Below are 20894 nucleotides of genomic sequence, written 5' to 3'. Positions count from 1 at the left end.
TCGCCCGTCGGCCTCAGCCCGGCCCCTCCCTGTGGTCGTACACCGTCACGGCGATCCCCCGTTCGACCAGCCGCCCGGTGACGAGCGGCTCGACCCTGGTCCACGTCCCGCCGGCCAGCCCGCAGCCTATGCGGGGCATGTGCACGGACGCGCCGAGGGCGGCCGCTTCGTCGGCGAGCCGGCCCAGGGCCGTGCCGATCGCCTCGTAGCGCACCGGGACGCCCTTGCTGCCGGTGCGTGTGCCCCGCTGGCCGATCATGTTGGCCACCCACACGTACCGCTCGACGCGCACCAGTTGCACCGCGCCCAGACCGAAGTCGTTCGCCGCGCGGTCGCGGTGCCAGGCACGGTACGCGGCCTCCGGCTCCGGCCAGCGGCGTGAGAGCGCCAGCACGAAGCCCTTCCCCCAGCCGCCGATGTCGTTGCAGACATGGGCGATCACCTTGACGCCCCCCACCGACGGCACGGTGGCGTCACCTCGGACGTACGAGATCCCCGACATGACACCACCGTAGAGGCCACCACTGACAGCGGCTGTGACCTGCTACTTCGTGGAGTCGATCAGCTCACGCTCCACGCTCTGCGCGACCCGGCGGCGCACGCCGAACCAGCCGGCGATCAGCAGCACGGCGATCAGCGGGATGAGGAGCAGGGTCCTGCGGCCGACCTCGGGGTCGTTCCACATCATGCCGAGGCAGGCGAGCAGGAAGGCGACCGTGGCGATCTCGGTGACCGGGCTGAACGGCAGCCGGAAGTGCGGCCGGGTGACGGCGCCCTCCCGGGCCCGCCGGACGAAGACCAGGTGGCAGACCATGATGATCACCCAGGTGCTGATGATGCCGAGGGAGGCGACGTTCAGCACGATCTCGAAGGCCTGGCTCGGTACGAGGTAGTTCAGCACGACACCGGCCACGCACACCGCGCAGGTGAGCAGGATGCCGCCGTAGGGGACCTGGCTGCGGTTCATGCGGGCGGTGAACCTCGGCGCCGAGCCGGCCATCGCCATCGAGCGCAGGATGCGGCCGGTGGAGTACAGGCCGGAGTTCAGCGACGACATGGCGGCGGTGAGCACGACCAGGTTCATCACGTCACCCGCCCCGGAGACGCCGATCTTCGACAGGACCGTCACGAAGGGACTCTGGTCGGCGGAGTACACGGAGCCGGGCAGCAGCAGGGCCAGCAGGACGACCGAGCCGACGTAGAACACGCCCACCCGCCACATGATCGAGTTCACCGCGCGCGGGACGACCTTCTCCGGCTCGGCGGTCTCTCCCGCGGCGACCCCGACCAGCTCCAGGGCGGCGTAGGCGAAGATCACGCCCTGCATGACGAGGACCACCGGCATCAGGCCGTGCGGGAGGGCGCCGCCGTTGTCCGTGATCACGCCCGGGCCCGGAGCGTGACCGTCCACGGGATGCCGGGTGGCCAGCAGGAAGATGCCGACCAGCATGAAGGCGACGAGGGTGACGACCTTGACGATCGCGAACCAGAACTCCATCTCGCCGAAGATCTTCACGGAGATCAGGTTCACCGCGAGGACCACCGCGAGGGCGACCAGCGCGAGCACCCACTGCGGAACCGGGGTGAACAGGCTCCAGTAGTGCGTGTACAGGGCGATCGCGGTGATGTCGGCGATGCCGGTGGTCGACCAGTTCAGGAAGTACATCCAGCCGGCGACGTAGGCGCCCTTCTCGCCGAGGAACTCACGCGCGTACGACACGAAGGAGCCGGAGGAGGGCCGGTAGAGGACCAGCTCGCCGAGGGCCCGTACGACGAAGAAGGCGAAGACGCCGCAGACCAGGTAGGCCAGGGCGAGCGCCGGGCCCGCGTTGTGCAGCCGGCCGCCGGCGCCCAGGAAGAGTCCGGTGCCGATGGCGCCGCCGATCGCGATCATGTTGACGTGGCGGTGCTTGAGGTCCTTGCTGTAGCCGGCGTCGCCCGCGTCCGCGGGTGTGCGGGCCGCCCGGGGGTGGTCGGCGACCTGTGCCGAGTGCACGGCGTCCTTGCTCACGGGTGGTTCCACTTTCTGGTGCCCCGGGATCGCGTGCCCCGGGTGTCCGAACGTGTCTCGGCCCGCACCACCCTCGTGTCGCGGTACAGACCGAGGCAGCAGCTTCCCCGGGGCGTCCTCGGCCATGCGAGGGTCCACGTCACACAGCGGCACTTCTCACACGGTCACCACATGTTTCACAGCACTGGTGAGACAGCGATACTGCTGCGCATGACGACCGATGCCGTACCCGGCGCCGACGACGCTGCCGGGCAGCCGACCCTCACCGTCGACGAACTGGCCGCCCGCGCGGGCGTCACGGTCCGCACGGTCCGTTTCTACGCCACCCGGGGCCTGCTGCCGCCGCCGGTGATCGGTCCGCGCCGGGTGGGTCACTACGGGCCCGGGCACGTGGCCCGGCTGGCCCTCATCGAGGAGCTGCGGCAGCAGGGCATGACCCTGGCCGCGATCGAGCGGTACCTGCGGCAGCTGCCGCCCGGTCTCACCCCGCACGACCTGGCGATCCACCGTGCCGTGGTCGCGTCCTGGGCGCCGGACACCGAGGAGACGCTGTCGCGGCGGGAGCTCGAGCGGCGCGCGGGAGTGCCGCTCACGGAGGAGGACGTGGCGCGGCTGACCGCGATGGGCGTCGTCACGGCCGCCGGCGCGGACACGTTCCGGGTCGACCGCGGGCTGCTGCGGCTCGGCGTCCGGCTGCTCGGCGTGCCGCTGTCCCAGGAGGCGATCCTCGCGGCGCGCGAGGTGCTCGTCGAGCACTCGCGCGCCGCGGCCCACGAGCTCTCCCAGCTCCTGCGCGGCGAGGTGGCGGAGCGTGACGCCCGGGACGTGAAGTCCCTGTCGGCGGACATGCACCCGTTGGTGGTACAGGCGCTGCTGACCACGTTCCAGCGGTCGCTGCGGGAGGAGCTGGGCGCGTGGCTCAGCAAGGAGTCACGAGCGGGCTGAGTCGGTGAACCGCTCCCCCTTCTCCGCCTTGCGCACCAGCAGCGCGGGCGGGTCGAAGCGCTCGCCGTAGCGCTCGGCGAGCTCACGCGCGCGTGCCACGAATCCGGGCAGGCCGCCTTCGTAGCCGTTGATGTACTGCAGCACGCCGCCGGTCCAGCCGGGGAAGCCGATGCCGAGGATCGAGCCGATGTTGGCGTCGGCGACCGAGGTGAGGACACCCTCCTGAAGGAGGCGGACGGTGTCCAGCGCCTCGGCGAAGAGCATGCGCTCCTGCATGTCCACGAACGGGATCTCGGCGCCCGGGCGTGTGAAGTGCTCCCGCAGCCCCGGCCACAGCCCGGCCCGCCTGCCGTCCTCCCCGTACTCGTAGAAGCCGGCGCCGCCGCTGCGGCCGGTGCGGCCGAACTCGTCGACCATGCGGTCGATGACCGCCTCGGCGGGGTGCGCGGTCCAGGTGCCGCCCGACTCCTCCACGGCACGCCTGGACTCGGCCCGGATCTTCCGCGGCAGGGTGAGCGTCAGCTCGTCCATCAGGGACAGCACCTTCGCCGGGTAGCCCGCCTGCGCGGCCGCCTGCTCCACGGAGGCCGGCTCGATGCCCTCGCCGACCATGGCGACGCCCTCGTCGATGAAGTGGCCGATCACTCGCGAGGTGAAGAAGCCGCGCGAGTCGTTGACGACGATCGGCGTCTTGCCGATCTGCCGGACCAGGTCGAACGCGCGCGCGAGGGCCGTGTCGCCGGTCCGTCCGCCCTTGATGATCTCCACCAGCGGCATCTTGTCGACGGGCGAGAAGAAGTGCAGGCCGATGAAGTCGTCCTGGCGTTCGACGCCCTCGGCGAGCGCGGTGATGGGCAGGGTGGAGGTGTTGGAGCACAGCAGCGCGTCCGGGGCGACGACGTGCTCGATCTCCTGGAACACCTTGTGCTTGAGCGCGGGGTCCTCGAAGACGGCCTCGATCACCGCGTCGCAGCCGGCCAGGTCCTGCGCGTCGGCGGCCGGCGTGATGCGGGCCAGCAGCGCGTCCGCCTTCTCCTGGGTCGTACGGCCCTTCGCGACGGCCTTGGCGCACAGCTTCTCGGAGTAGCCCTTGCCCTTGACGGCCGCTTCCAGGGACACGTCCTTCAGGACGACGTCGATGCCCGCGCGGGCGCAGGAGTAGGCGATGCCCGCGCCCATCATCCCGGCACCGAGCACGGCCACCCTGCGCACCTGACGGGGCTCGACGCCCTTCGGGCGGTTGGCGCCGGAGTTGACGGCCTGGAGGTCGAAGAAGAACGCCTGGATCATGTTCTTCGAGGTCTGGCCGGCGGCCAGTTCGACGAAGTAGCGGGCCTCGATCACCTGGGCGGTCTCGAAGTCGACCTGGGCGCCCTCGACGGCGGCGGCGAGGATGTTGCGGGGGGCCGGGTAGGGGGCGCCGCCCGTCTGCTTGCGCAGGGTGGCGGGGAAGGCGGGGAGGTTCGCCGCGAACGTGGGGTCGGCGGGCGTACCGCCGGGGATCCGGTAGCCCGGCCGGTCCCAGGGCTGCCGGGACTCGGGGTGGGCGTCGATGAAGGCGCGGGCCTTGGCGAGGAGTTCCGCGGGGGTGGCGGCCACCTCGTCGACGAGGCCGTTGTCCAGGGCGCGCCGGGGGTTGTACTGGGTGCCCTGGAGGAGCACCTTCAGGAGCGCGTCGGCGATGCCGAGCAGCCGGACCGTGCGGACCACGCCGCCGCCCCCGGGGAGCAGGCCCAGCGTGACCTCGGGGCAGCCGATCCTGGAGCCGGGCGCGTCCAGGGCGACGCGGTGGTGGCAGGCCAGGGCGATCTCGTAACCGCCGCCCAGGGCCGCGCCGTTGATCGCCGCGACGACCGGCTTGCCCAGGGTCTCGATGCGGCGCAGGTTCCGCTTGATGGCGAGGCCGCCGTCGAACAGCTCCTGCGCGGTCCCGGGGGTGACCCGGATCAGGTCGCGCAGGTCGCCGCCGGCGAAGAAGGTCTTCTTGGCGGAGGTGACGATGACGCCGCGGATGTCCTCCCGTTCCGCCTCCAGGCGGTCGGTGACCGCGGCCAGGGAGTCGCGGAACGCCTGGTTCATGGTGTTCGCGGACTGGCCGGGGTCGTCGAGGACGAGGGTGACGACACCGGTGTCGTCCTGCTCCCAGCGGATGGTGGTGCTCTCGGTCATGACAGTCGTCTTTCCTTGAGGTCTCGTGGTTCCGCGGGGAGTTCAGACGCGCTCGACGACGGTGGCGATGCCCATGCCGCCGCCGACGCACAGCGTGGCGAGGCCGTACCGCTTGTCCTGGCGCTCCAGTTCGTCCACGAGGGTGCCGAGGATCATCGCGCCGGTCGCGCCGAGCGGATGGCCGAGCGCGATGGCGCCGCCGTTGACGTTGACCTTGTCCAGGGACAGGCCCATGTCCTTGACGAAGCGCAGCACGACCGCGGCGAACGCCTCGTTGATCTCGACCAGGTCGATGTCGTCGATGGTGAGGCCGGCCTTGGCGAGCGCCTTGCGGGTGGCCGGGGCGGGGCCGGTGAGCATGATGGTCGGCTCCGAGCCGGAGACGGCGGCGGAGACGATCCGCGCGCGCGGGGTGAGGCCGTACCGCGCACCGACCTCCCCGGAGCCGATCGCGACCAGCGAGGCGCCGTCCACGATGCCGGAGGAGTTGCCCGCGTGGTGGACGTGGTCGATCTTCTCCACCCAGTGGTACTTCTGCAACGCGACCGCGTCGAAGCCGCCCAGCTCGCCGATGTCGGCGAACGACGGCTTGAGCCCCGCCAGGGAGTCGGCGGTGGTGCCCGGGCGCGGGTGCTCGTCGTGGTCGAGGACGACCAGGCCGCTGCGGTCACTGACCGGGACCACCGAGCGCTCGAAGCGGCCCTCCTTCCAGGCGGTGGCGGCGCGCTCCTGGGACAGCGCCGCGTACTCGTCGACGTCCCGGCGGGAGAAGCCCTCGATGGTGGCGATGAGGTCGGCGCCGATGCCCTGCGGCACGAAGTCGACGGCGAGGTTGGTCATCGGGTCGTTGAACCAGGCGCCGCCGTCGGAGGCCATCGGCACCCGCGACATCGACTCCACGCCGCCGGCCAGGACGAGGTCCTCGAAGCCGGAACGGACCTTGGCGGCGGCCATGTTCACCGCCTCCAGGCCGGAGGCGCAGAAGCGGTTCTCCTGGACGCCCGCCACGGTGTCCGGCAGCCCGGCGGCGATCGCCGCGATCCGTGCGATGTCGGAGCCCTGGTCACCCACGGGGCCGACGACGCCGAGCACGATGTCGTCGATCGCGGCCGGGTCCAGGCCCGGGAAGCGGTCGCGGAGCTCGTGGATGAGGCCCACGACCAGGTCGATGGGCTTGGTGCCGTGCAGGGCGCCGTTCGCCTTGCCGCGGCCGCGCGGGGTGCGGATCGCGTCGTACACGTACGCTTCGGTGCTCACAGGTGTGCCTTTCGCGGGAGGTGGGCCGGCCGGGGGCGGGGTCAGTCGCCGTCCCGGACGGGATCGTCGTGGTGGGCGAGCGCGGGTATGCCCCAGTCCCGGGCCACGGCGGCCGTGTCGGCGCCGGGCCGGGCGGGGCCGGTGCGTACGGCCGTCGGGGTGGCGAGGAAGCGGGGCGCGGGCGCGGGCTGGGTGATGCCGCCGTGCTCGGTGAAGGTGCCCCGGGCGGCGAGGTGCGGGTGGTGCGGGGCCTCGCGCAGGGACAGCACGGGCGCCACGCACGCGTCGGTGCCCTCGAAGCGGGCCGTCCACTCGTCCCGGGTACGTGACTTGAAGCGGGCGGCGATCTTCTCGCGCAGCTCGCCCCAGCGGGTCCGGTCCTTGCGGGCCGGGGCCAGTTCCTCGAGGCCGAGCAGGCGCAGGAACTCCTCGTAGAACTGCTGCTCGAGGGCGCCGACCGCCATGTACCCGCCGTCGGCGGTCTCGTAGGTGCCGTAGTACGGGCAGCCGCCGTCCAGCAGGTTGGCGCGGCGCCGGTCCTGCCAGCCGCCGGCCGCCAGCATGCCGTGGATCATCGCCGAGAGGTGGGCGGTGCCGTCGACGATGGCGGCGTCGACGACCTGGCCGGTGCCGGTGACACGCGCGTGGTGGAGTGCGGCGAGGACGCCGACCACGAGGTAGAGCGAGCCGCCCGCGTAGTCGCCGAGGAGGTTGGCGGGGACGGCGGGGGGTCCGTCCGGGTCGCCGATCATGCCGAGGACGCCGGTCGGCGCGAGGTAGGCGATGTCGTGGCCCGCCCGGTCGGCGAGGGGGCCCTGCTGGCCCCAGCCGGTCATCCGGCCGTAGACCAGCGCGGGGTTGCGGGCGTGGCAGGCGCCGGGGCCGACGCCGAGGCGCTCGGCGACGCCGGGGCGGTAGCCCTCGATGAGGATGTCGGCCCGTTCGGCCAGGTCGAGGACGCGGGCGGGGCCGGCGCCGGACTTCAGGTCGAGCAGCACGGAGCGCTTGTTGCGGTTGGTCACGTCGTACGCCGGGGCGATGCCGAGCCGGGCGCCGCCCGGCCGGTCCACCCGGACGACGTCGGCGCCCAGGTCGGCCAGGAGCATGGCCGCGAACGGGCCGGGGCCGATGCCGGCCAGTTCGACCACGCGCACGCCCGTGAGCGGGCCGTGGCCCGGCGTCGCTGCCGTGGTCATGCCGCACCCCCGGTCCATGTGACACAACTGCTGTAACACTGCCGATGTTAAGAACACGTTCCACTGGGCACAAGGCCCGGACGAGCAAGCGCTTGGCCACGGTACCCGGCGGGCCCGGTGCACGGCACGGCCGGCGCAACCCGGCGCACGGGCCTGCCCGTCGGGGTCCGCACTCCTCACGCTAGCCTCAGCCACCGACAACGGCGCGGAGTGCACGACCGAAGGGTGTCATGAGCAGGCTGAACAGGACGGACCGTCCCTACGACATCGTGCTCTTCGGGGCCACCGGCTTCGTCGGCACGCTCACCACCGAGTACCTCGCCGCAAACGCCCCCGAGGGCCTGCGCTGGGCGGTGGCCGGCCGCAGCGAGCGCGGGCTGGCCGAGCTGCGGGAACGGCTGCCGGGCGGCGCGGACGCGGGTGTCCTGCGGGCCGACGCGGCCGATCCGGACGCGTTGCGCCGACTGGCCGGACAGGCGCGCGTGGTGGCCTCGGCCGTGGGCCCGTACATCCGGTACGGCGAGCCGCTGGTCGCCGCCTGCGCGGACACGGGGACCGACTATCTGGACCTGACGGGCGAGCCGGAGTTCGTGGACCTGATGTACGTCCGCCACGACTCCCGCGCGCGGGAGACCGGTGCCCGGCTGGTGCACGCCTGCGGTTTCGACTCCGTGCCGCACGACCTGGGCGTCCACTTCACCGTGGGCCGGCTGCCTCAGGGGGTGCCGCTGACCGTGGACGGCTACGTGAGCCTCGACGCGGCCTTCTCCGGCGGCACCCTCGCCTCGGCGCTGGACCAGGTGGCGCGCGGGCGGCAGATGCTGGCCGCGGCCCGGGAACGCGGCCGGCACGAGCCGCGGCTGATCGAGCGCCGGGCCACCGCGCCCGCCGGAGTGCCGCGGTTCGCCAGGGAGGTCGGCGCCTGGGCACTGCCGCTGCCGACCATCGACCCGCAGATCGTGCTCCGGTCGGCGCGGGCCCTCGACCGGTACGGACCCGACTTCCGCTACCGGCACTACGCGGCGGTCAGGCACCTGCCCGTCGCCCTGGGCGGGGTGGCCGCCGTGGGCGCGGTCGCCGCGGCCGCCCAGCTCCCGCCCGCCCGGCGCTGGCTGTCCGGCAGGCTCAGGCCCGGGGACGGGCCGAGCGCCGAGAAGCGGGCGAAGAGCCGGTTCTCGGTCCGGTTCGTCGGCGAGGGCGGTGGCCGGCGCGTGTTCACGGAGGTCGCGGGCGGCGACCCGGGCTACGACGAGACCGCCAAGATGTTCGCCGAAGCGGCCCTGTCGCTCGCCTTCGACGACCTGCCGCCCACGGCCGGCCAGGTCACGACCGCGGCGGCAATGGGCGACGCGCTGACGGAGCGGCTGCGCCGGGCGGGGATCACCTTCCGGGTGGCGGCGTCCTTCTGAGGCCCCTCGCCCGGCCCCCGGGCGAGCCGGTCAGGCCGACCACGCGAACACGGTGTACAGGATGCCGCCTATCCAGCCGACCCCCGCCGGCACGGCGAGGACGAGAGCGGCCATGACGGCGCGCTCGACGGGCCGGTCGGGGTTGGCCAGGGGCTTCGGGGAGCGGTGTGTCGTCATGCGGCACAGCCTGCCTCCGGGTCCCCGGGCGCCACATCCGTACGCGTACTCAGACGGCGTGCCCGGGTCCTGAGTACCTGCGGGCCGGTTCCCGGAGCGTCGAGGGGTCCTGAGCCGTCCCCCGGCCGGCCCCCTCGGTCGTCTCCCGCAGCGCGCGCCGGCACAGCGCGTCCGCCCGGCGGGTGGTCTCGGGGACCCGGTGGGCCGGGGTCAGCGCCAGCGTGTGCGCGCACGCCTCGGCCAGACCCACCCGATGGCCGACGGAGACGAACACCGGCTTGACGGCGTCCCGGGTGCGCAGGGCACGGCCGACCTCCTCGGTCCCCGACAGGAGCGGGGAGCCGCTGCCGCGCGCGGCGGCCGGGTCGGCGTAGGAGAAGGTGAAGGGGTTCTTGGCGACACCGATGGCGGGCAGGCCGGTGAGGACGCCCAGATGGCTCGCGAGGCCGAAACGGCGTGGGTGGGCGAGGCCGTAGCCGTCGCAGACGACCAGGCCGGGCGGGCAGGGCAGCGCGTCGAGGGCGGCCAGGACGGCGGGAAGCTCCCGGAAGGCGAGCAGGCCGGGCACGTACGGGAAGGGGACGCGGCCCACGGCCGTCGCCTCGGCGACCACCTCCAGGGTGGCCCCGTCGAGGACGACCGCCGCCGCCGCGACGACGTCGCGTTCGTCGTCGTAGGCCACGTCCACGCCCGCCACGTGGCCGGAGCCGGGGAGCGGCCCGGATTCGTCGAGCACCACCCGGGCGCGCAACTCCTCCTGCACGGCGCGGGCCTGCTCCTCGGTGGCGGGCCAGCCCGCGGGGATCGGTACGGTCGTCATAATGCGCACGAGCCTACGGCTCCGCCCGCGACGGGTGCCGCGCCAGGGGTGCGCCGCCCGACCATGCGGCGTGGCCGGAGGAGCAGTGCGGGAAGGTCCTCTTCCTGGCCTCGGGGCGCAGGGACCCCCGCGACGGCGGGGTGATCCCGGCCGTCGCGGAGGACCGCGCCCGCATCGGGGAGGCCGTCGCGGGCGATCCGTTCGCCGTCGCCGGTGTGTGCGCGTACCGCGTCACCGAGTTCATCGCCACGAAGCCGGCTTCCGGAGCCGGCACGCCACCGGCAGACACCCGCTTGAGCGTCGCGGCTCATCCCTTCCTGGCGTCCAGCGCGCGCCGGAGCTCGTCCTTGTTCATGTGCGAACGGCCCTCGATGCCGCGCTGCCTGGCCTCGTTGTACAGCTGGTCGCGGGTCGGGCCCTGGGAGCCGACCCGGTTGCCCGACCGCTGTCCGCCGCGCTCGCCGGACGACTTGTCCCGCGTCGAGCTGCGGCTGGCGGTCTTGGACTCGCCGGAGCGGGCGCGCTCCTTGTTCACCGTGCGCGCGGCGATCTCCTCGGCGCGTCCCTCGCTCTCGCCCCGGTCCTGCGCGCTCTTCTTGATGTGCTCGTACTGACGCTCACGCTTGGGGCTGGAACCGGCTGGCATGATCGCTCCCTTCTTCGTGCTGGGCGCCTTTGCGGCAGCGGGACGAGTACCCGGGTCGCGCAGACTTAGCTCACCGCTGCGGCCGGACCGCCCTCTCCGGCTCGCCCGCCGCCCGGCAGCTCAGGCCGGGGGCGCACCCGACGGTGTCGTACGAACCGGTTCCGGCCGCCTTCCGGGTGCGTCCGCCGTCCCGGTGACCGCGGCCGCCCGGCGGGCCGGCCGGCCGGCGGATCGTTCGCCCGGTGCTCCGGCGGGCGGGCCCGGGCACGTACGACGGTCAGCACGGCCGGCGCCACTCCGCACGCCCCGCCCCGCCTCCCGCGCGTACGTCCCGGTGCTCTCGCGGTCCCCGAGCGCCTCGTCGCCGGCGAAGCCGGCCCGCTCCCCCGGCCCCGTGTGGACGGCCTCCGCTCGGCGCGGGGGCATGAACGCGGTGACAGAGGTCACTAGCGGTACGTGTGCACGGAGTGGCCCATTCCGTCGTCTCCTCCAGTGCCCGGTCTCACCGTCCGGAAGTCCGTCCAGCCGTCACGAGGGAGCAAGGCGTTGTCCACCGTCATAGAGCAGTCCGTAGAGGCCCGCCTCGTCGCCGCCGCACCGCGTATGCCGAGCATTCCCGCCACACTGCGCTACGACCGGCGCGACCCGTTCGCGGTCCGCATGACCTTCCCCGCCCCGGCCACCCTGGAGGGCGTCGAGGTCTGCTGGACCTTCGCCCGCGAGCTGCTGACGGCCGGTCTGCGGTCCCCCGAGGGCCACGGCGACGTGCGGGTGCGGCCGTACGGGTACGACCGCACCGTGCTGGAGTTCCACGCCCCCGAGGGCACCGCCGTCGTGCACGTGCGCACCGGCGAGATCCGCCGGTTCCTCCAGGCCACGGACGACCTGGTGCCCTGCGGTCTGGAGCACCTCCAGCTCGACCTCGACCACGACCTGGCGGAGCTGATGCGCGACGCCTGCTAGCAGTCCGGTGCGAGCAGCGCGTCGAGCTCGCCGTAGCCGAGTCCCCCGGCCGGCGCCCCGCAGGTGTCCGCGTCCAGCAGCTCCCTCGCCGCACGTCGGCCCACCGCGTACGCCGCCTGGGCCACACCCGACCCGGCGCTCACCCGCGCGACGCCGAGCGCGGCCGGCTCGGCGACCGCAGGCGCGCCCGGACCCACCAGCACATCGAGCGGCCCGTCCACTGCGTCGAGGAGCGCCTCGACCGTCTCCGGTTCGACGGCCCCGGGGACGAAGACACCGCCGGCGCCCGCCGCGCGGAACGCGGCGGCCCGCTCCAGGGTGGCGGGCCGCGTGCCCGTCGCCGCGCAGGAAGGTGTCGATGCGGGCGTCGACGACCAGACGAACAACGGCACCCCCTCCGCGTCCGCGGCCTCCCGCAAGGGGGCGCGCCCTGGTTCGTACCGCGCGTCCTCGAGGCTGACGCCGACCGGGACCCGTACGGCCGCGGCCACCCGGGCGAGGGCCTCCGGCGCCAGATCGCGGCGCAGCCGGCCGCCGTCGACGGCCCCCAGGGCCCAGGCGGGCCCGGTGCCGGCGGCGTCCCAGGCGCCCGGCAGGACGAGCGGCCGTCCCGGGACACGCAGGGAACGGAAGGCCAGGGCGCGGTCGCACCGTGAGGTCCGGTGCGTCACGGGCGTCGCTCAACAGCCGCGGCGGGCTGCGGACCGGCAGGAATCCGACACGAAGGCGACCGCTCGCAATTGCGTTGACGGCACCCCCCTGTGCTCCTACGGTGGACAACGCTTCTGTTGCCGTCGATCGGAGAAGGACGTTGCTCGTCTGAGGTCCTGAGACACCGCGCCCCACGCGAAGTGGGTGTGCGCGCGTGCGACCTCGGCGTCCGAGCCGTCCTCCGGCACAGGGCTGAGCCCATCCCCCGGCCACACGGTTGCCGCCCCGCGGTGTCTCGACACGCGTGTGCCCTGACCGCATCAAGCAACCGCGAGGCCCGTATGTCTCCTTCCCTCACCTGTACCTCCCTGTCCTTCGCCTGGCCCGACGGCACCCCCGTCTTCGAGAGCCTCGACGCCGCCTTCGGCCCCGGCCGTACGGGGCTCGTCGGCGTCAACGGGTCCGGGAAGACCACGCTGTTGAAGCTCATCGCCGGTGAACTCACCCCCACGGACGGCGCCGTCCGGGTGGCCGGCGAGGTCGGCTACCTGCCGCAGAACGTCACCCTGGACACCGCGCTCCGCGTCGACGAGGCGCTCGGCATCGCCGCGAAACGGGCCGCGCTGCACGCCATCGAGGCGGGCGACACGGCCGAGGAGCACTTCGAGACCCTCGGCGACGACTGGGACGTCGAGGAGCGCACCCTGGCGACCCTCGGCGAACTCGGCCTCGGCCACCTCGGCCTGGACCGCGGCGTCGGCGAGGTCTCCGGCGGTGAGTCGGTGCTGCTGCGCCTGGCGGCGCTGCTGCTCGGCCGCCCGGAGGTGCTGCTGCTCGACGAGCCCACCAACAACCTCGACCTGTACGCCCGCCGACGGCTGTACGCGGCCGTCGCGTCCTGGCCGGGGGTCCTGCTCGTGGTCAGCCACGACCGTGAACTCCTCGACCTGGTCGACCAGGTCGCCGATCTGCGCGCCGGGGAGATCACCTGGTACGGCGGGAACTTCTCGGCGTACGAGGACGCCCTCGCCGTCGAGCAGGAGGCCGCCGAACGCATGGTGCGCGCCGCCGAGGCGGACTGGCGCAAGCAGAAGCGGGAACTGGCCGACGCCCAGGTGAAGCTGGCCCGCCGCAAGCGGTACGGGCAGAAGATGTGGGACAGCAAACGCGAACCGAAGATCGTCATGGGGGCGCGCAAGCGCGCGGCGCAGGAGTCCGCGGGCAAGCACCGGATCCTGCACGAGGAGAGGCTCGCCGAGGCCAGGGAACGGCTGGACGAGGCGGTGGACGCCGTACGGGACGACGACGAGATCCGGGTCGACCTGCCCCACACGGCCGTGCCGCCCGGCCGCGACGTCCTCACCCTGCGGGACGTGGAGCCGGCGTACGGGGGGCGCCTCGCGGGCGGCTTCGAGCTGCGCGGCCCCGAGCGGGTGGCCCTCGTCGGGCGCAACGGCGCGGGCAAGACGACGCTGCTGCGCACCATCGCCGGTGAGCTGGAACCGGTGACGGGCCAGGCGCGGGCGCACGTCCCCTTGCGTTTCCTGCCGCAGCGGCTGGACGTCCTGGACGGTGACCTGTCCGTCGCGCAGAACGTGGCCCGGTTCGCGCCGGGCGCCACCGACAACCGGATCCGGGCCCGCCTGGCCCGCTTCCTGTTCCGGGGCGCCCGCGCCGACCAGCGGGCGGCCACGCTCTCCGGCGGCGAACGCTTCCGGGCGGCCCTGGCGGCGCTGATGCTCGCCGAGCCCGCGCCGCAGCTGCTCCTGCTCGACGAGCCGACGAACAACCTCGACATGGCGAGCGTGCGCCAGCTGACGACGGCCCTGGAGTCGTACCAGGGGGCGCTGCTCGTCGCCAGTCACGACCTGCCGTTCCTGACGTCGCTCGGCATCACGCGCTGGCTGCTGCTGGAAGGGGGAGAACTGACGGAGACCAGACCCGAGGCGCTCGCGGATCCCGCGTAGCCCGCGCGCGGGGAGCGTCTCAAGAGGGGCACAGCCTGACAACGAGGGTTTTGTCCACGCGGACGCGCGCTGCATGATGGCGGACCGGCGCCGCACAGAACGGGCGCCGGACCGCCCCGCCGATACGGAGACCCCTCGTGCCCAGCAAGAAGGCCCTCGTCCGCCGCCCCAGCCCGCGCCTCGCCGAAGGCCTGGTGACGCACATCGAGCGGGAGCGGGTCGACGTGGACCGGGCCGTCGAGCAGTGGGAGGCCTACGTCGAGGCGCTGCGCGCGCACGGCTGGGAGACGATCGAGGTGGAGCCGGCCGACGACTGCCCGGACTCGGTGTTCGTCGAGGACGCCGTGGTGATGTACCGGAACGTCGCGTTGATCACCCGGCCCGGCGCCGAGTCACGGCGCAACGAGACCGCGGGCGTGGAGGAGGCCGTGGCCCGGCTCGGCTGCTCGGTGAACTGGATATGGGAGCCGGGCACGCTGGACGGCGGCGACGTGCTCAAGGTCGGCGACACCCTCTACGTCGGCCGGAGCGGGCGTACCGACGCGGCCGGGGTCCAGCAGCTGCGGGCCGCCTTCGAGCCGCTCGGCGCGCGGGTGGTCGCCGTACCGGTGAACAAGGTGCTGCATCTGAAGTCGGCGGTCACCGCGCTGCCCGACGGGACGGTGCTCGGTCACATCCCCCACGTGGACCGTCCTTCGCTGTTCCCGCGCTTCCTGTCGGTGCCCGAGGAGGCCGGCGCCCATGTCGTGCTGCTCGGCGGCCACAAGCTGCTGATGTCGGCCGCGGCCCCGAAGACGGCCGAGCTGCTCACCGACCTCGGCCACGAGGTGGTCACCGTGGACATCGGCGAGTTCGAGAAGCTCGAGGGCTGTGTGACGTGCCTCTCGGTGCGCCTGCGGGAGCTGTACGCCTGAACGGGTGATCGCTTCCCGCCGCGGCCCCGGGACCTGCGCGTCCCGGGCCTCCAGGGCACACCCCGGTGCGGCCCGGCCACACAGTCTGATCAGCGATCTTTACGGCGCACTTAACCTACGGCTTCGTAACCTACGGATTCGTAGCCTACGATCACGTAGGTTCCGGTACCGCTCACCGGTCCATCCCCGACCGGCCGGTCCTCCCCCCTTCATTGTTCGGCGTCCCCCTGGAGTTTCCATGACGATCACTTCCCCTCACCCCGGCAGCCCGTCCGTGTGGACCGACGCGCGGCTGCTGTACGCGCTGGAGGAAGTGGTCGAGAAGGAACTGAACCGGCATCTGCAGGTCGCCAAGGACTGGATGCCGCACGAGTACGTGCCCTGGAGCGACGCCCGCAACTTCCCCGGTCTCTTCGACGACGGCGAGGCCTGGGACAAGGAGCAGTCCAAGGTCACGGAGATCGGCCGGATCGCCCTCGTGGTGAACCTGCTCACCGAGGACAACCTGCCCAGCTACCACCACGAGATCGCCTCGCTGTTCGGCCGGGACGGTGCCTGGGGCACCTGGGTGCACCGCTGGACCGCGGAGGAGGGCCGGCACGGCATCGTGATGCGCGACTACCTGCTCGCCTCGCGCGCGGTGGACCCGGACAAGCTGGAGCAGTTCCGCATGGCGCACATGAGCGAGGGCTTCGAGTCGGACAACCGGCACTCGATGCTGCACTCGGTCGCCTACGTCGCCTTCCAGGAGCTCGCCACCCGCATCTCGCACCGCAACACCGGCCACCAGTCCGGCGATCCGGTCTGCGACCGCATGCTGGCCCGCATCGCGACCGACGAGAACCTCCACATGGTCTTCTACCGCAACCTGCTCAAGGCCGCCTTCGAGCTCGCCCCCGACCTCACCATGCAGGCGGTGCGGGACGTGGTGGTGGACTTCCGCATGCCCGGCCACGGCATCCCCGGCTTCGAGCGGGCGGCGGCGCAGATGGCCATCGGCGAGGTCTACAACCTGCGCATCCACCACGACGACGTGCTGCAGCCCGTGCTGCGCTTCCTGAAGATCATGGAGATCGACGGGCTCGGCCCCGAGGGCCGCCAGGCGCAGGAGGAGCTGGGGCTGTACATGGGCGGACTGGACGCCGAGGCCCTGAAGTTCGACGAGAAGCTCGCCGCCCGCAAGGCGCGGATGGCGGCGCGGGCCGGCGCCTGACCGGAGGCCGGCGGGGCGCACCGAACGCGTGCGCCCCGACCGAACAGGAGGTCGGATCCCCGGCGCCGTCCGTCCGCCCGCGGATCAGAAGGACGTGCGCCTGAGCGCCAGCCGCTCCTTCTCCGACAGACCGCCCCACACGCCGAAGCGCTCGTCGTTGCTGAGGGCGTACTCCAGGCACTGGGCGCGCATCTCGCACATGCCGCAGATGCGCTTCGCCTCGCGGACCGAACTGCCCGGTTCCGGAAAGAAGAAGTCCGCCCCGGTCTGCGCGCACAGCGCCCGCGCCTGCCAGGCGGTGTCGGCCGGGGTGATCGTTTCGATGTGCATGGCCAGGATCGTTCCGGACGGCGAAAAACGTTCGATCAACGCCGGATCAACGAGCCGGGCCAGGCCCGTACCGCCCCGATCATGCTCCCCGCGCGGGCCTCGGTGCACGGCGGCGCGCGGAACAGCGCGAAGGGGCCTGCGTGAGCGTTGCGGCAGCGGTTGTCCCGGGGCGGTGCCAGACTCGGCAGGGCAGACAACGGGACCCTTCCGAGGAGGGCGGACATGCTCAGCACCCGTTTCGTCGACGGTGCCCCCAACTGGATCGACGTCGGCACCCCCGACATCGACGGCGCCGTCTCCTTCTACGGCTCCCTCTTCGGCTGGCGGTTCCGGTCGGCGGGGCCCGAGGCCGGGGACTACGGCTTCTTCCAGCTGGACGGCAGGACGGTCGCCGGCGGCATGCGGACCCCACCCGAGCAGGGCCCGCCGTCCTGGACCGTGTACTTCCAGAGCTCCGGCGCACAGGCCACCGCCGAGTCCGTCGAGCAGGCGCACGGCAAGGTCCTGTGCCGGCCGTCGGACGTGATGGGGCAGGGGCACATGGCGGTCTTCGCCGACAAGGCGGGCGTACCGTTCGGCGTCTGGCAGCCCGGGCGGACCAGGGGTGTGGACGTGGCCGGCCATCCGGGCTCGCTGTGCTGGGTCGAGCTGTACACGCCGGACGAGGCGGCGGCCGCCGCTTTCTACCACCGGGTGCTGGGCCTGGAGACCTCGGCCGTGCTCTTCCCCGGCGGCACCTACACCTGCCTCAATCCGGCCGGCGCCGGCGAGGACGCCATGTTCGGCGGCATCGTCCCGCTGGCCGGTGCCCCGGCGGGGGCGGAGGGCGGGCCGCACTGGCTGCCGTACTTCGAGGTCGAGGACACCGACGCCGTCGTCGCCAGGGCGCGGGAGCTGGGCGGCACGGTCCGGACGCCGGCCGCCGACGTGGCGGGCGTCGGCCGCACGGCCAGGCTCGCCGACCCGTACGGCGCCCGCTTCGCGATCCTCAGGAGCGGGCCGGCACAGGGCTGAGGCACCGCTTCCGCGACAGCCCGGCGCTGCTCACAGGCGGGGGCGGTTGAGCAACCGGGAGAGCACGATCACACTTTCCGTGCGGGCGATGACCGGGGCCTCACGAATCCTCTGAACGGCCTGCTCCAGATGCGGGATGTCCCGGGCGAGCAGGTGCAGTACCGCGTCCGCCGGCCCCGAGACGGTGCACGCCTCGACGACTTCCGGGACGCCTTCCAGATTCCGTCGCAGTTCGCCGGGGGTGGGGTTGCCCGTGCAGTACACCTCGACGAACGCCTCCGTCCGCCAGCCCAGCGTCTGCGGATCGATGATCGCCGTGAATCCGCGAACGGCCCCCGAGGCCACCAGGCGGTCGAGCCGCCGCTTGGCGGCGGGCGCGGACAGCCCCGCCGCCCGGCCGATCTCGGCATAGGTGCTGCGGCCGTTGCGCACGACACACCGGATGATCTCCTCGTCGACGGCGTCCATGGGTGGCACCTCCCGGTGGGACGGCTCCGACCCGTGCAAGAAATCACCGGAGCACTCTCGAATACGCAAGCAATCGATGCCGCAGCGCAGGATATGCCGATTGATTGCGTCTGCGGGGCGAACATAGCATTCGGCCTCATCAGTCGAGCCCCACCGACGGGAGGCCCACGTGGCCGCAGCGCTCAGTCCCGAGGAATCCGCTGCTCTCGAAGCGGTCGACGAGGACGCCGTCGTCCGCACGCTCGTGGAGTTGCTCGCGATACCGAGCATGACCGGGAGCCCCGCCGAGACCGAGATGCAGCACCGGCTGGCCCAGCGGCTGGGCGGCCTCGGTCTCGACGTCGACCTGTGGCAGGCGGACCTGCCCGCGTTGCGCGCGCACCCGGACTTCCCTGGCACCGAGGCGCCGCGCGACGAGGCATGGGGCCTGGTGGCGACCACACCGGGCGGCGGGGACGGGCCGACCGTGATCCTCCAGGGGCACGTGGACGTCGTTCCCCCCGGCGATCTGCGGCAGTGGGACGGCGACCCCTTCGTCCCCAGGGTCGCCGGGAACGCCGTCCACGGCCGGGGCGCCTGCGACATGAAGGCCGGACTGGTCGCCAACCTCGCCGCCCTGGCCGCGATCCGGGCGAGCGGAGCCAGGCTGCGCGGCCGGGTGGCCGCCCACTTCGTGGCCGGCGAGGAGGACGGCGGACTGGGCGCCTTCGCCACCCTCCAGCGCGGGCACACCGGTGACGCCTGCATCATCACCGAGCCGACCAGCGGCACGCTGGTGACCGCGAACGCCGGCTCACTGACCTTCCGCATCGAAGTGCCGGGCCGGGCCACACACGGGAGCACGCGCGACGCGGGAGTCAGCGCCGTCGACGCGTACCTTCCCGTCCACCGGGCACTGGCCCGGCTGGAGACCCGGCGCAACCGAGCGGTCGACCCGCTGATGGCCGAGTACCGGATCCCGTACGCGCTCTCCGTCGGCACGGTCCACGCGGGCGACTGGGCGAGCAGCGTGCCCGACCGTCTGGTCGCCGAGGGCAGGCTGGGCGTACGGCTCGGCGAGGACCCGGCCGAGGCGGCCGCCGACCTCGAGACCTGCGTGGCCGAGGCCTGCGCGGCCGACCCGTGGCTGCGCGACCACCCGGCGGTCGTGACCTGGCCCGGCGGCCGGTTCGCCAGCGGCCGGCTGCCCGCCGGACATCCGCTGGAAGCCCTGGTCCGCCAGGCGCACGCCGACGCGGTCGGCGGACCGCGGGTGCCGGCGCACGGCGCTCCGTACGGCAGTGATCTGAGACTCTACGCCGCGGCAAACATCCCGACCCTGCAGTTCGGCCCCGGCGACGTGCGGCTCGCCCACAGTCCCCGGGAGCAGGTCCTGCTCCCCGAAGTCGTCGCGGTGGCCCGTACTCTCGTGCTCGCGGTGCTGCGCGCCGTCGGCACCAAGTAGCGCACGCCGGGCGGCGCGGCTCAGGCGGAGGCGCGTCGTACCAGTGTCGTCGGCAGGACCACACAGGAAGGCTCGCCGTCCGCGGCCGGCTTCCCGTGTTCGCGCGGGTTCAGGCCGCGCAGCAGCAGGCGGGCCATCAGCCGGCCCATCCCCTCGATGTCCTGACGGACCGTGGTCAGCGGCGGGTCGGTGTGTTCGGCGACCGGCAGCATGTCGTCGAAACCGATCACCGCGACGTCCTCGGGCACCCGCCGCCCGCGCTCCCGCAGCACCCGCAGGGCACCTGAGGCGGCGAGGTCGTTGGCGGCGAAGACGGCGTCCACGTCGGGGCGGCGGTCGAGGAGGTCCCGCATCGCCCGCTCGCCGCCGGCCGCGGTGAAGTCGCTCTCGACGACGAGTCCGGCGTCGGCGTCGCCCATGACGTCCCGGTAGCCGTCGAGCCGGTCCACCCCCGACGTCTGGTCCAGGGCGCCGGTGATGTGCGCGATCCGCCTGCGGCCGAGACCCGCCAGATGGCGGACGGCCGTCCGGGCGCCGTCCCGGTTGTCGCAATCGACGTACACCGCGCTGCGCGAGCCGTCGTTCCACCCGGGCCGCCCGCCGAACACCGTGGGCACCCCCGCGTCCTGGATCAGCCCGGGCAGCGGGTCGTCGAGGTGCAGCGAGAAGACCAGCGCGCCGTCGACGTGGCCGCCGGCGAGATAGCGGGCCACGCGCGCGTGGTCGTCCCTGCCCTCCGTGAGCAGCAGCACCAGCTGGTTGTCGTGTGTCGTCAGCTCCTTGCTGATGCCGCGCAGCTGCAGCCCGAAGAAGGGGTCGGCGAAGACCCGGGTCTCCGGCTCGGCGATGACGACGGCGACGGCGTCGTGCCGTTTCGTCACCAGGCTGCGCGCCGCCTGGTTGGGGACGTAGCCGAGCTCCTCGACCGCCCGCCGCACCCGCTGGACGAGGGGCTCGCGGACCCCGTCGCCGCCGTTGACGACCCGTGACACGGTGGCCCGTGACACCCCGGCCCGCGCGGCCACCGCCTCCAGCGTGGGACGCGGCGCTGTCTCGGTCACTTCGGGGCTCCTCACCAGGGTGTGCGGTTCAGGATAGCCGGGCCGCGAGCCCCCGGTGAGAGCGCTCTCGTCGCCCGCCGTGGAACGCGGTCGCGCACCCGGTCCCGGTCCCGCCGGACCGGTGGCCGCCCCGGGACGCGCCGGCTAGTGCTGTGGCCGGAAAGGTTTGCCGGGAAGCTCGCGGCGTCCGGTGCGGTGCCTCGCAAGGCGGAGCATCGCCCGCGTACTGGACGTACTCG

At 73.2% G+C, this 20894-nt stretch carries 20 protein-coding genes and 1 pseudogene; 9 read left to right on the top strand and 12 right to left on the bottom strand.

The window, feature by feature from the left end:
* Positions 1-13: 13 nt before the first annotated feature.
* On the bottom strand, positions 14-502 hold the full coding sequence (locus ABZX30_RS32295) for a macro domain-containing protein (RefSeq protein WP_355940124.1): 489 nt from the start codon (positions 500-502) through the stop codon (positions 14-16).
* A 42-nt stretch (positions 503-544) separates the two neighbouring features.
* A complete protein-coding gene (locus ABZX30_RS32290; RefSeq protein WP_355940121.1) occupies positions 545-2011 on the bottom strand; it encodes an amino acid permease in 1467 nt (488 codons plus the stop codon).
* A gap of 210 nt (positions 2012-2221) precedes the next feature.
* Here ABZX30_RS32290 and ABZX30_RS32285 point away from each other — a divergent pair, with 210 nt between their 5' ends.
* Positions 2222-2956: a MerR family transcriptional regulator gene (locus ABZX30_RS32285; RefSeq protein WP_355940118.1), complete on the top strand. Its 735-nt coding sequence runs from the start codon at positions 2222-2224 to the stop codon at positions 2954-2956.
* Here the strand turns inward: ABZX30_RS32285 and ABZX30_RS32280 are convergent.
* Genes ABZX30_RS32280 through ABZX30_RS32270 form a run of 3 tightly spaced genes read right to left on the bottom strand, consistent with a single transcriptional unit; the run spans position 2942 to position 7578 of the window.
* Positions 2942-5125 (bottom strand): 3-hydroxyacyl-CoA dehydrogenase NAD-binding domain-containing protein, encoded by a 2184-nt coding sequence (locus ABZX30_RS32280; RefSeq protein WP_355940115.1) that lies wholly within the window; start codon positions 5123-5125, stop codon positions 2942-2944. The genes ABZX30_RS32285 and ABZX30_RS32280 overlap by 15 nt on opposite strands.
* A gap of 42 nt (positions 5126-5167) precedes the next feature.
* Positions 5168-6382, bottom strand: coding sequence for an acetyl-CoA C-acetyltransferase (locus ABZX30_RS32275; RefSeq protein ID WP_355940112.1), 1215 nt, complete (start codon positions 6380-6382; stop codon positions 5168-5170).
* 41 nt (positions 6383-6423) lie between these two features.
* On the bottom strand, positions 6424-7578 hold the full coding sequence (locus ABZX30_RS32270; RefSeq protein WP_355940109.1) for a CaiB/BaiF CoA-transferase family protein: 1155 nt from the start codon (positions 7576-7578) through the stop codon (positions 6424-6426).
* Positions 7579-7808: 230 nt separating this feature from the next.
* Here ABZX30_RS32270 and ABZX30_RS32265 point away from each other — a divergent pair, with 230 nt between their 5' ends.
* Entirely contained in the window at positions 7809-8987 is a 1179-nt protein-coding gene (locus tag ABZX30_RS32265; protein WP_355940106.1) for a saccharopine dehydrogenase NADP-binding domain-containing protein, read from the top strand.
* A 30-nt stretch (positions 8988-9017) separates the two neighbouring features.
* Here ABZX30_RS32265 and ABZX30_RS32260 read toward each other — a convergent pair whose 3' ends face one another.
* The gene (locus tag ABZX30_RS32260; RefSeq protein WP_355940103.1) at positions 9018-9164 is read right to left on the bottom strand and encodes a hypothetical protein; all 147 of its coding nucleotides are present in this window, start codon (positions 9162-9164) and stop codon (positions 9018-9020) included.
* A gap of 49 nt (positions 9165-9213) precedes the next feature.
* Positions 9214-9984, bottom strand: a complete 771-nt coding sequence (locus ABZX30_RS32255) for an endonuclease V (protein WP_355940100.1) — start codon at positions 9982-9984, stop codon at positions 9214-9216.
* A 104-nt stretch (positions 9985-10088) separates the two neighbouring features.
* Between ABZX30_RS32255 and ABZX30_RS32250 the strand changes: the two are divergent.
* Positions 10089-10166 (top strand): annotated as a pseudogene (locus ABZX30_RS32250) (hypothetical protein); the annotation flags it as partial.
* A 125-nt stretch (positions 10167-10291) separates the two neighbouring features.
* On the opposite strand, the gene ABZX30_RS32245 reads toward ABZX30_RS32250, so the two are convergent.
* Positions 10292-10630, bottom strand: coding sequence for a plasmid stabilization protein (locus ABZX30_RS32245; protein WP_355940097.1), 339 nt, complete (start codon positions 10628-10630; stop codon positions 10292-10294).
* A 546-nt stretch (positions 10631-11176) separates the two neighbouring features.
* Here ABZX30_RS32245 and ABZX30_RS32240 point away from each other — a divergent pair.
* On the top strand, positions 11177-11593 hold the full coding sequence (locus ABZX30_RS32240; protein ID WP_355940094.1) for an SsgA family sporulation/cell division regulator: 417 nt from the start codon (positions 11177-11179) through the stop codon (positions 11591-11593).
* Here ABZX30_RS32240 and ABZX30_RS32235 read toward each other — a convergent pair.
* Entirely contained in the window at positions 11590-12264 is a 675-nt protein-coding gene (locus ABZX30_RS32235; RefSeq protein ID WP_355940091.1) for an isocitrate lyase/phosphoenolpyruvate mutase family protein, read from the bottom strand. The genes ABZX30_RS32240 and ABZX30_RS32235 overlap by 4 nt on opposite strands.
* Positions 12265-12585: 321 nt before the next feature.
* Here ABZX30_RS32235 and ABZX30_RS32230 point away from each other — a divergent pair, with 321 nt between their 5' ends.
* The 3 genes from ABZX30_RS32230 (at position 12586) to ABZX30_RS32220 (ending at position 16338) form a co-directional block, all read left to right on the top strand.
* The gene (locus ABZX30_RS32230; protein WP_355940088.1) at positions 12586-14211 is read left to right on the top strand and encodes an ABC-F family ATP-binding cassette domain-containing protein; all 1626 of its coding nucleotides are present in this window, start codon (positions 12586-12588) and stop codon (positions 14209-14211) included.
* A gap of 137 nt (positions 14212-14348) precedes the next feature.
* Positions 14349-15125, top strand: coding sequence for a dimethylargininase (ddaH, locus tag ABZX30_RS32225; protein WP_355940085.1), 777 nt, complete (start codon positions 14349-14351; stop codon positions 15123-15125).
* A 238-nt stretch (positions 15126-15363) separates the two neighbouring features.
* Positions 15364-16338, top strand: a complete 975-nt coding sequence (locus ABZX30_RS32220; RefSeq protein ID WP_355940083.1) for an acyl-ACP desaturase — start codon at positions 15364-15366, stop codon at positions 16336-16338.
* An 84-nt stretch (positions 16339-16422) separates the two neighbouring features.
* Here the strand turns inward: ABZX30_RS32220 and ABZX30_RS32215 are convergent, their stop codons facing one another.
* Positions 16423-16668: a WhiB family transcriptional regulator gene (locus tag ABZX30_RS32215; RefSeq protein WP_355940080.1), complete on the bottom strand. Its 246-nt coding sequence runs from the start codon at positions 16666-16668 to the stop codon at positions 16423-16425.
* Between the two features lie 222 nt (positions 16669-16890).
* Here ABZX30_RS32215 and ABZX30_RS32210 point away from each other — a divergent pair, with 222 nt between their 5' ends.
* Complete coding sequence (locus ABZX30_RS32210; RefSeq protein WP_355940077.1) at positions 16891-17682, top strand: VOC family protein; 792 nt, start codon at positions 16891-16893, stop codon at positions 17680-17682.
* Between the two features lie 30 nt (positions 17683-17712).
* Here ABZX30_RS32210 and ABZX30_RS32205 read toward each other — a convergent pair whose 3' ends face one another.
* Positions 17713-18150, bottom strand: coding sequence for an Lrp/AsnC family transcriptional regulator (locus ABZX30_RS32205; RefSeq protein WP_355940074.1), 438 nt, complete (start codon positions 18148-18150; stop codon positions 17713-17715).
* A 169-nt stretch (positions 18151-18319) separates the two neighbouring features.
* Here ABZX30_RS32205 and ABZX30_RS32200 point away from each other — a divergent pair, with 169 nt between their 5' ends.
* Positions 18320-19594: an ArgE/DapE family deacylase gene (locus ABZX30_RS32200; RefSeq protein WP_355940072.1), complete on the top strand. Its 1275-nt coding sequence runs from the start codon at positions 18320-18322 to the stop codon at positions 19592-19594.
* A 20-nt stretch (positions 19595-19614) separates the two neighbouring features.
* Here ABZX30_RS32200 and ABZX30_RS32195 read toward each other — a convergent pair whose 3' ends face one another.
* Entirely contained in the window at positions 19615-20655 is a 1041-nt protein-coding gene (locus ABZX30_RS32195) for a LacI family DNA-binding transcriptional regulator (protein ID WP_355940069.1), read from the bottom strand.
* Between the last annotated feature and the right edge of the window lie 239 nt (positions 20656-20894).

The organism is Streptomyces sp. NPDC004542 (assembly GCF_040610035.1).
Lineage (GTDB): Bacteria > Actinomycetota > Actinomycetes > Streptomycetales > Streptomycetaceae > Streptomyces.
This window is presented reverse-complemented; position numbering and strand designations above follow the sequence as displayed.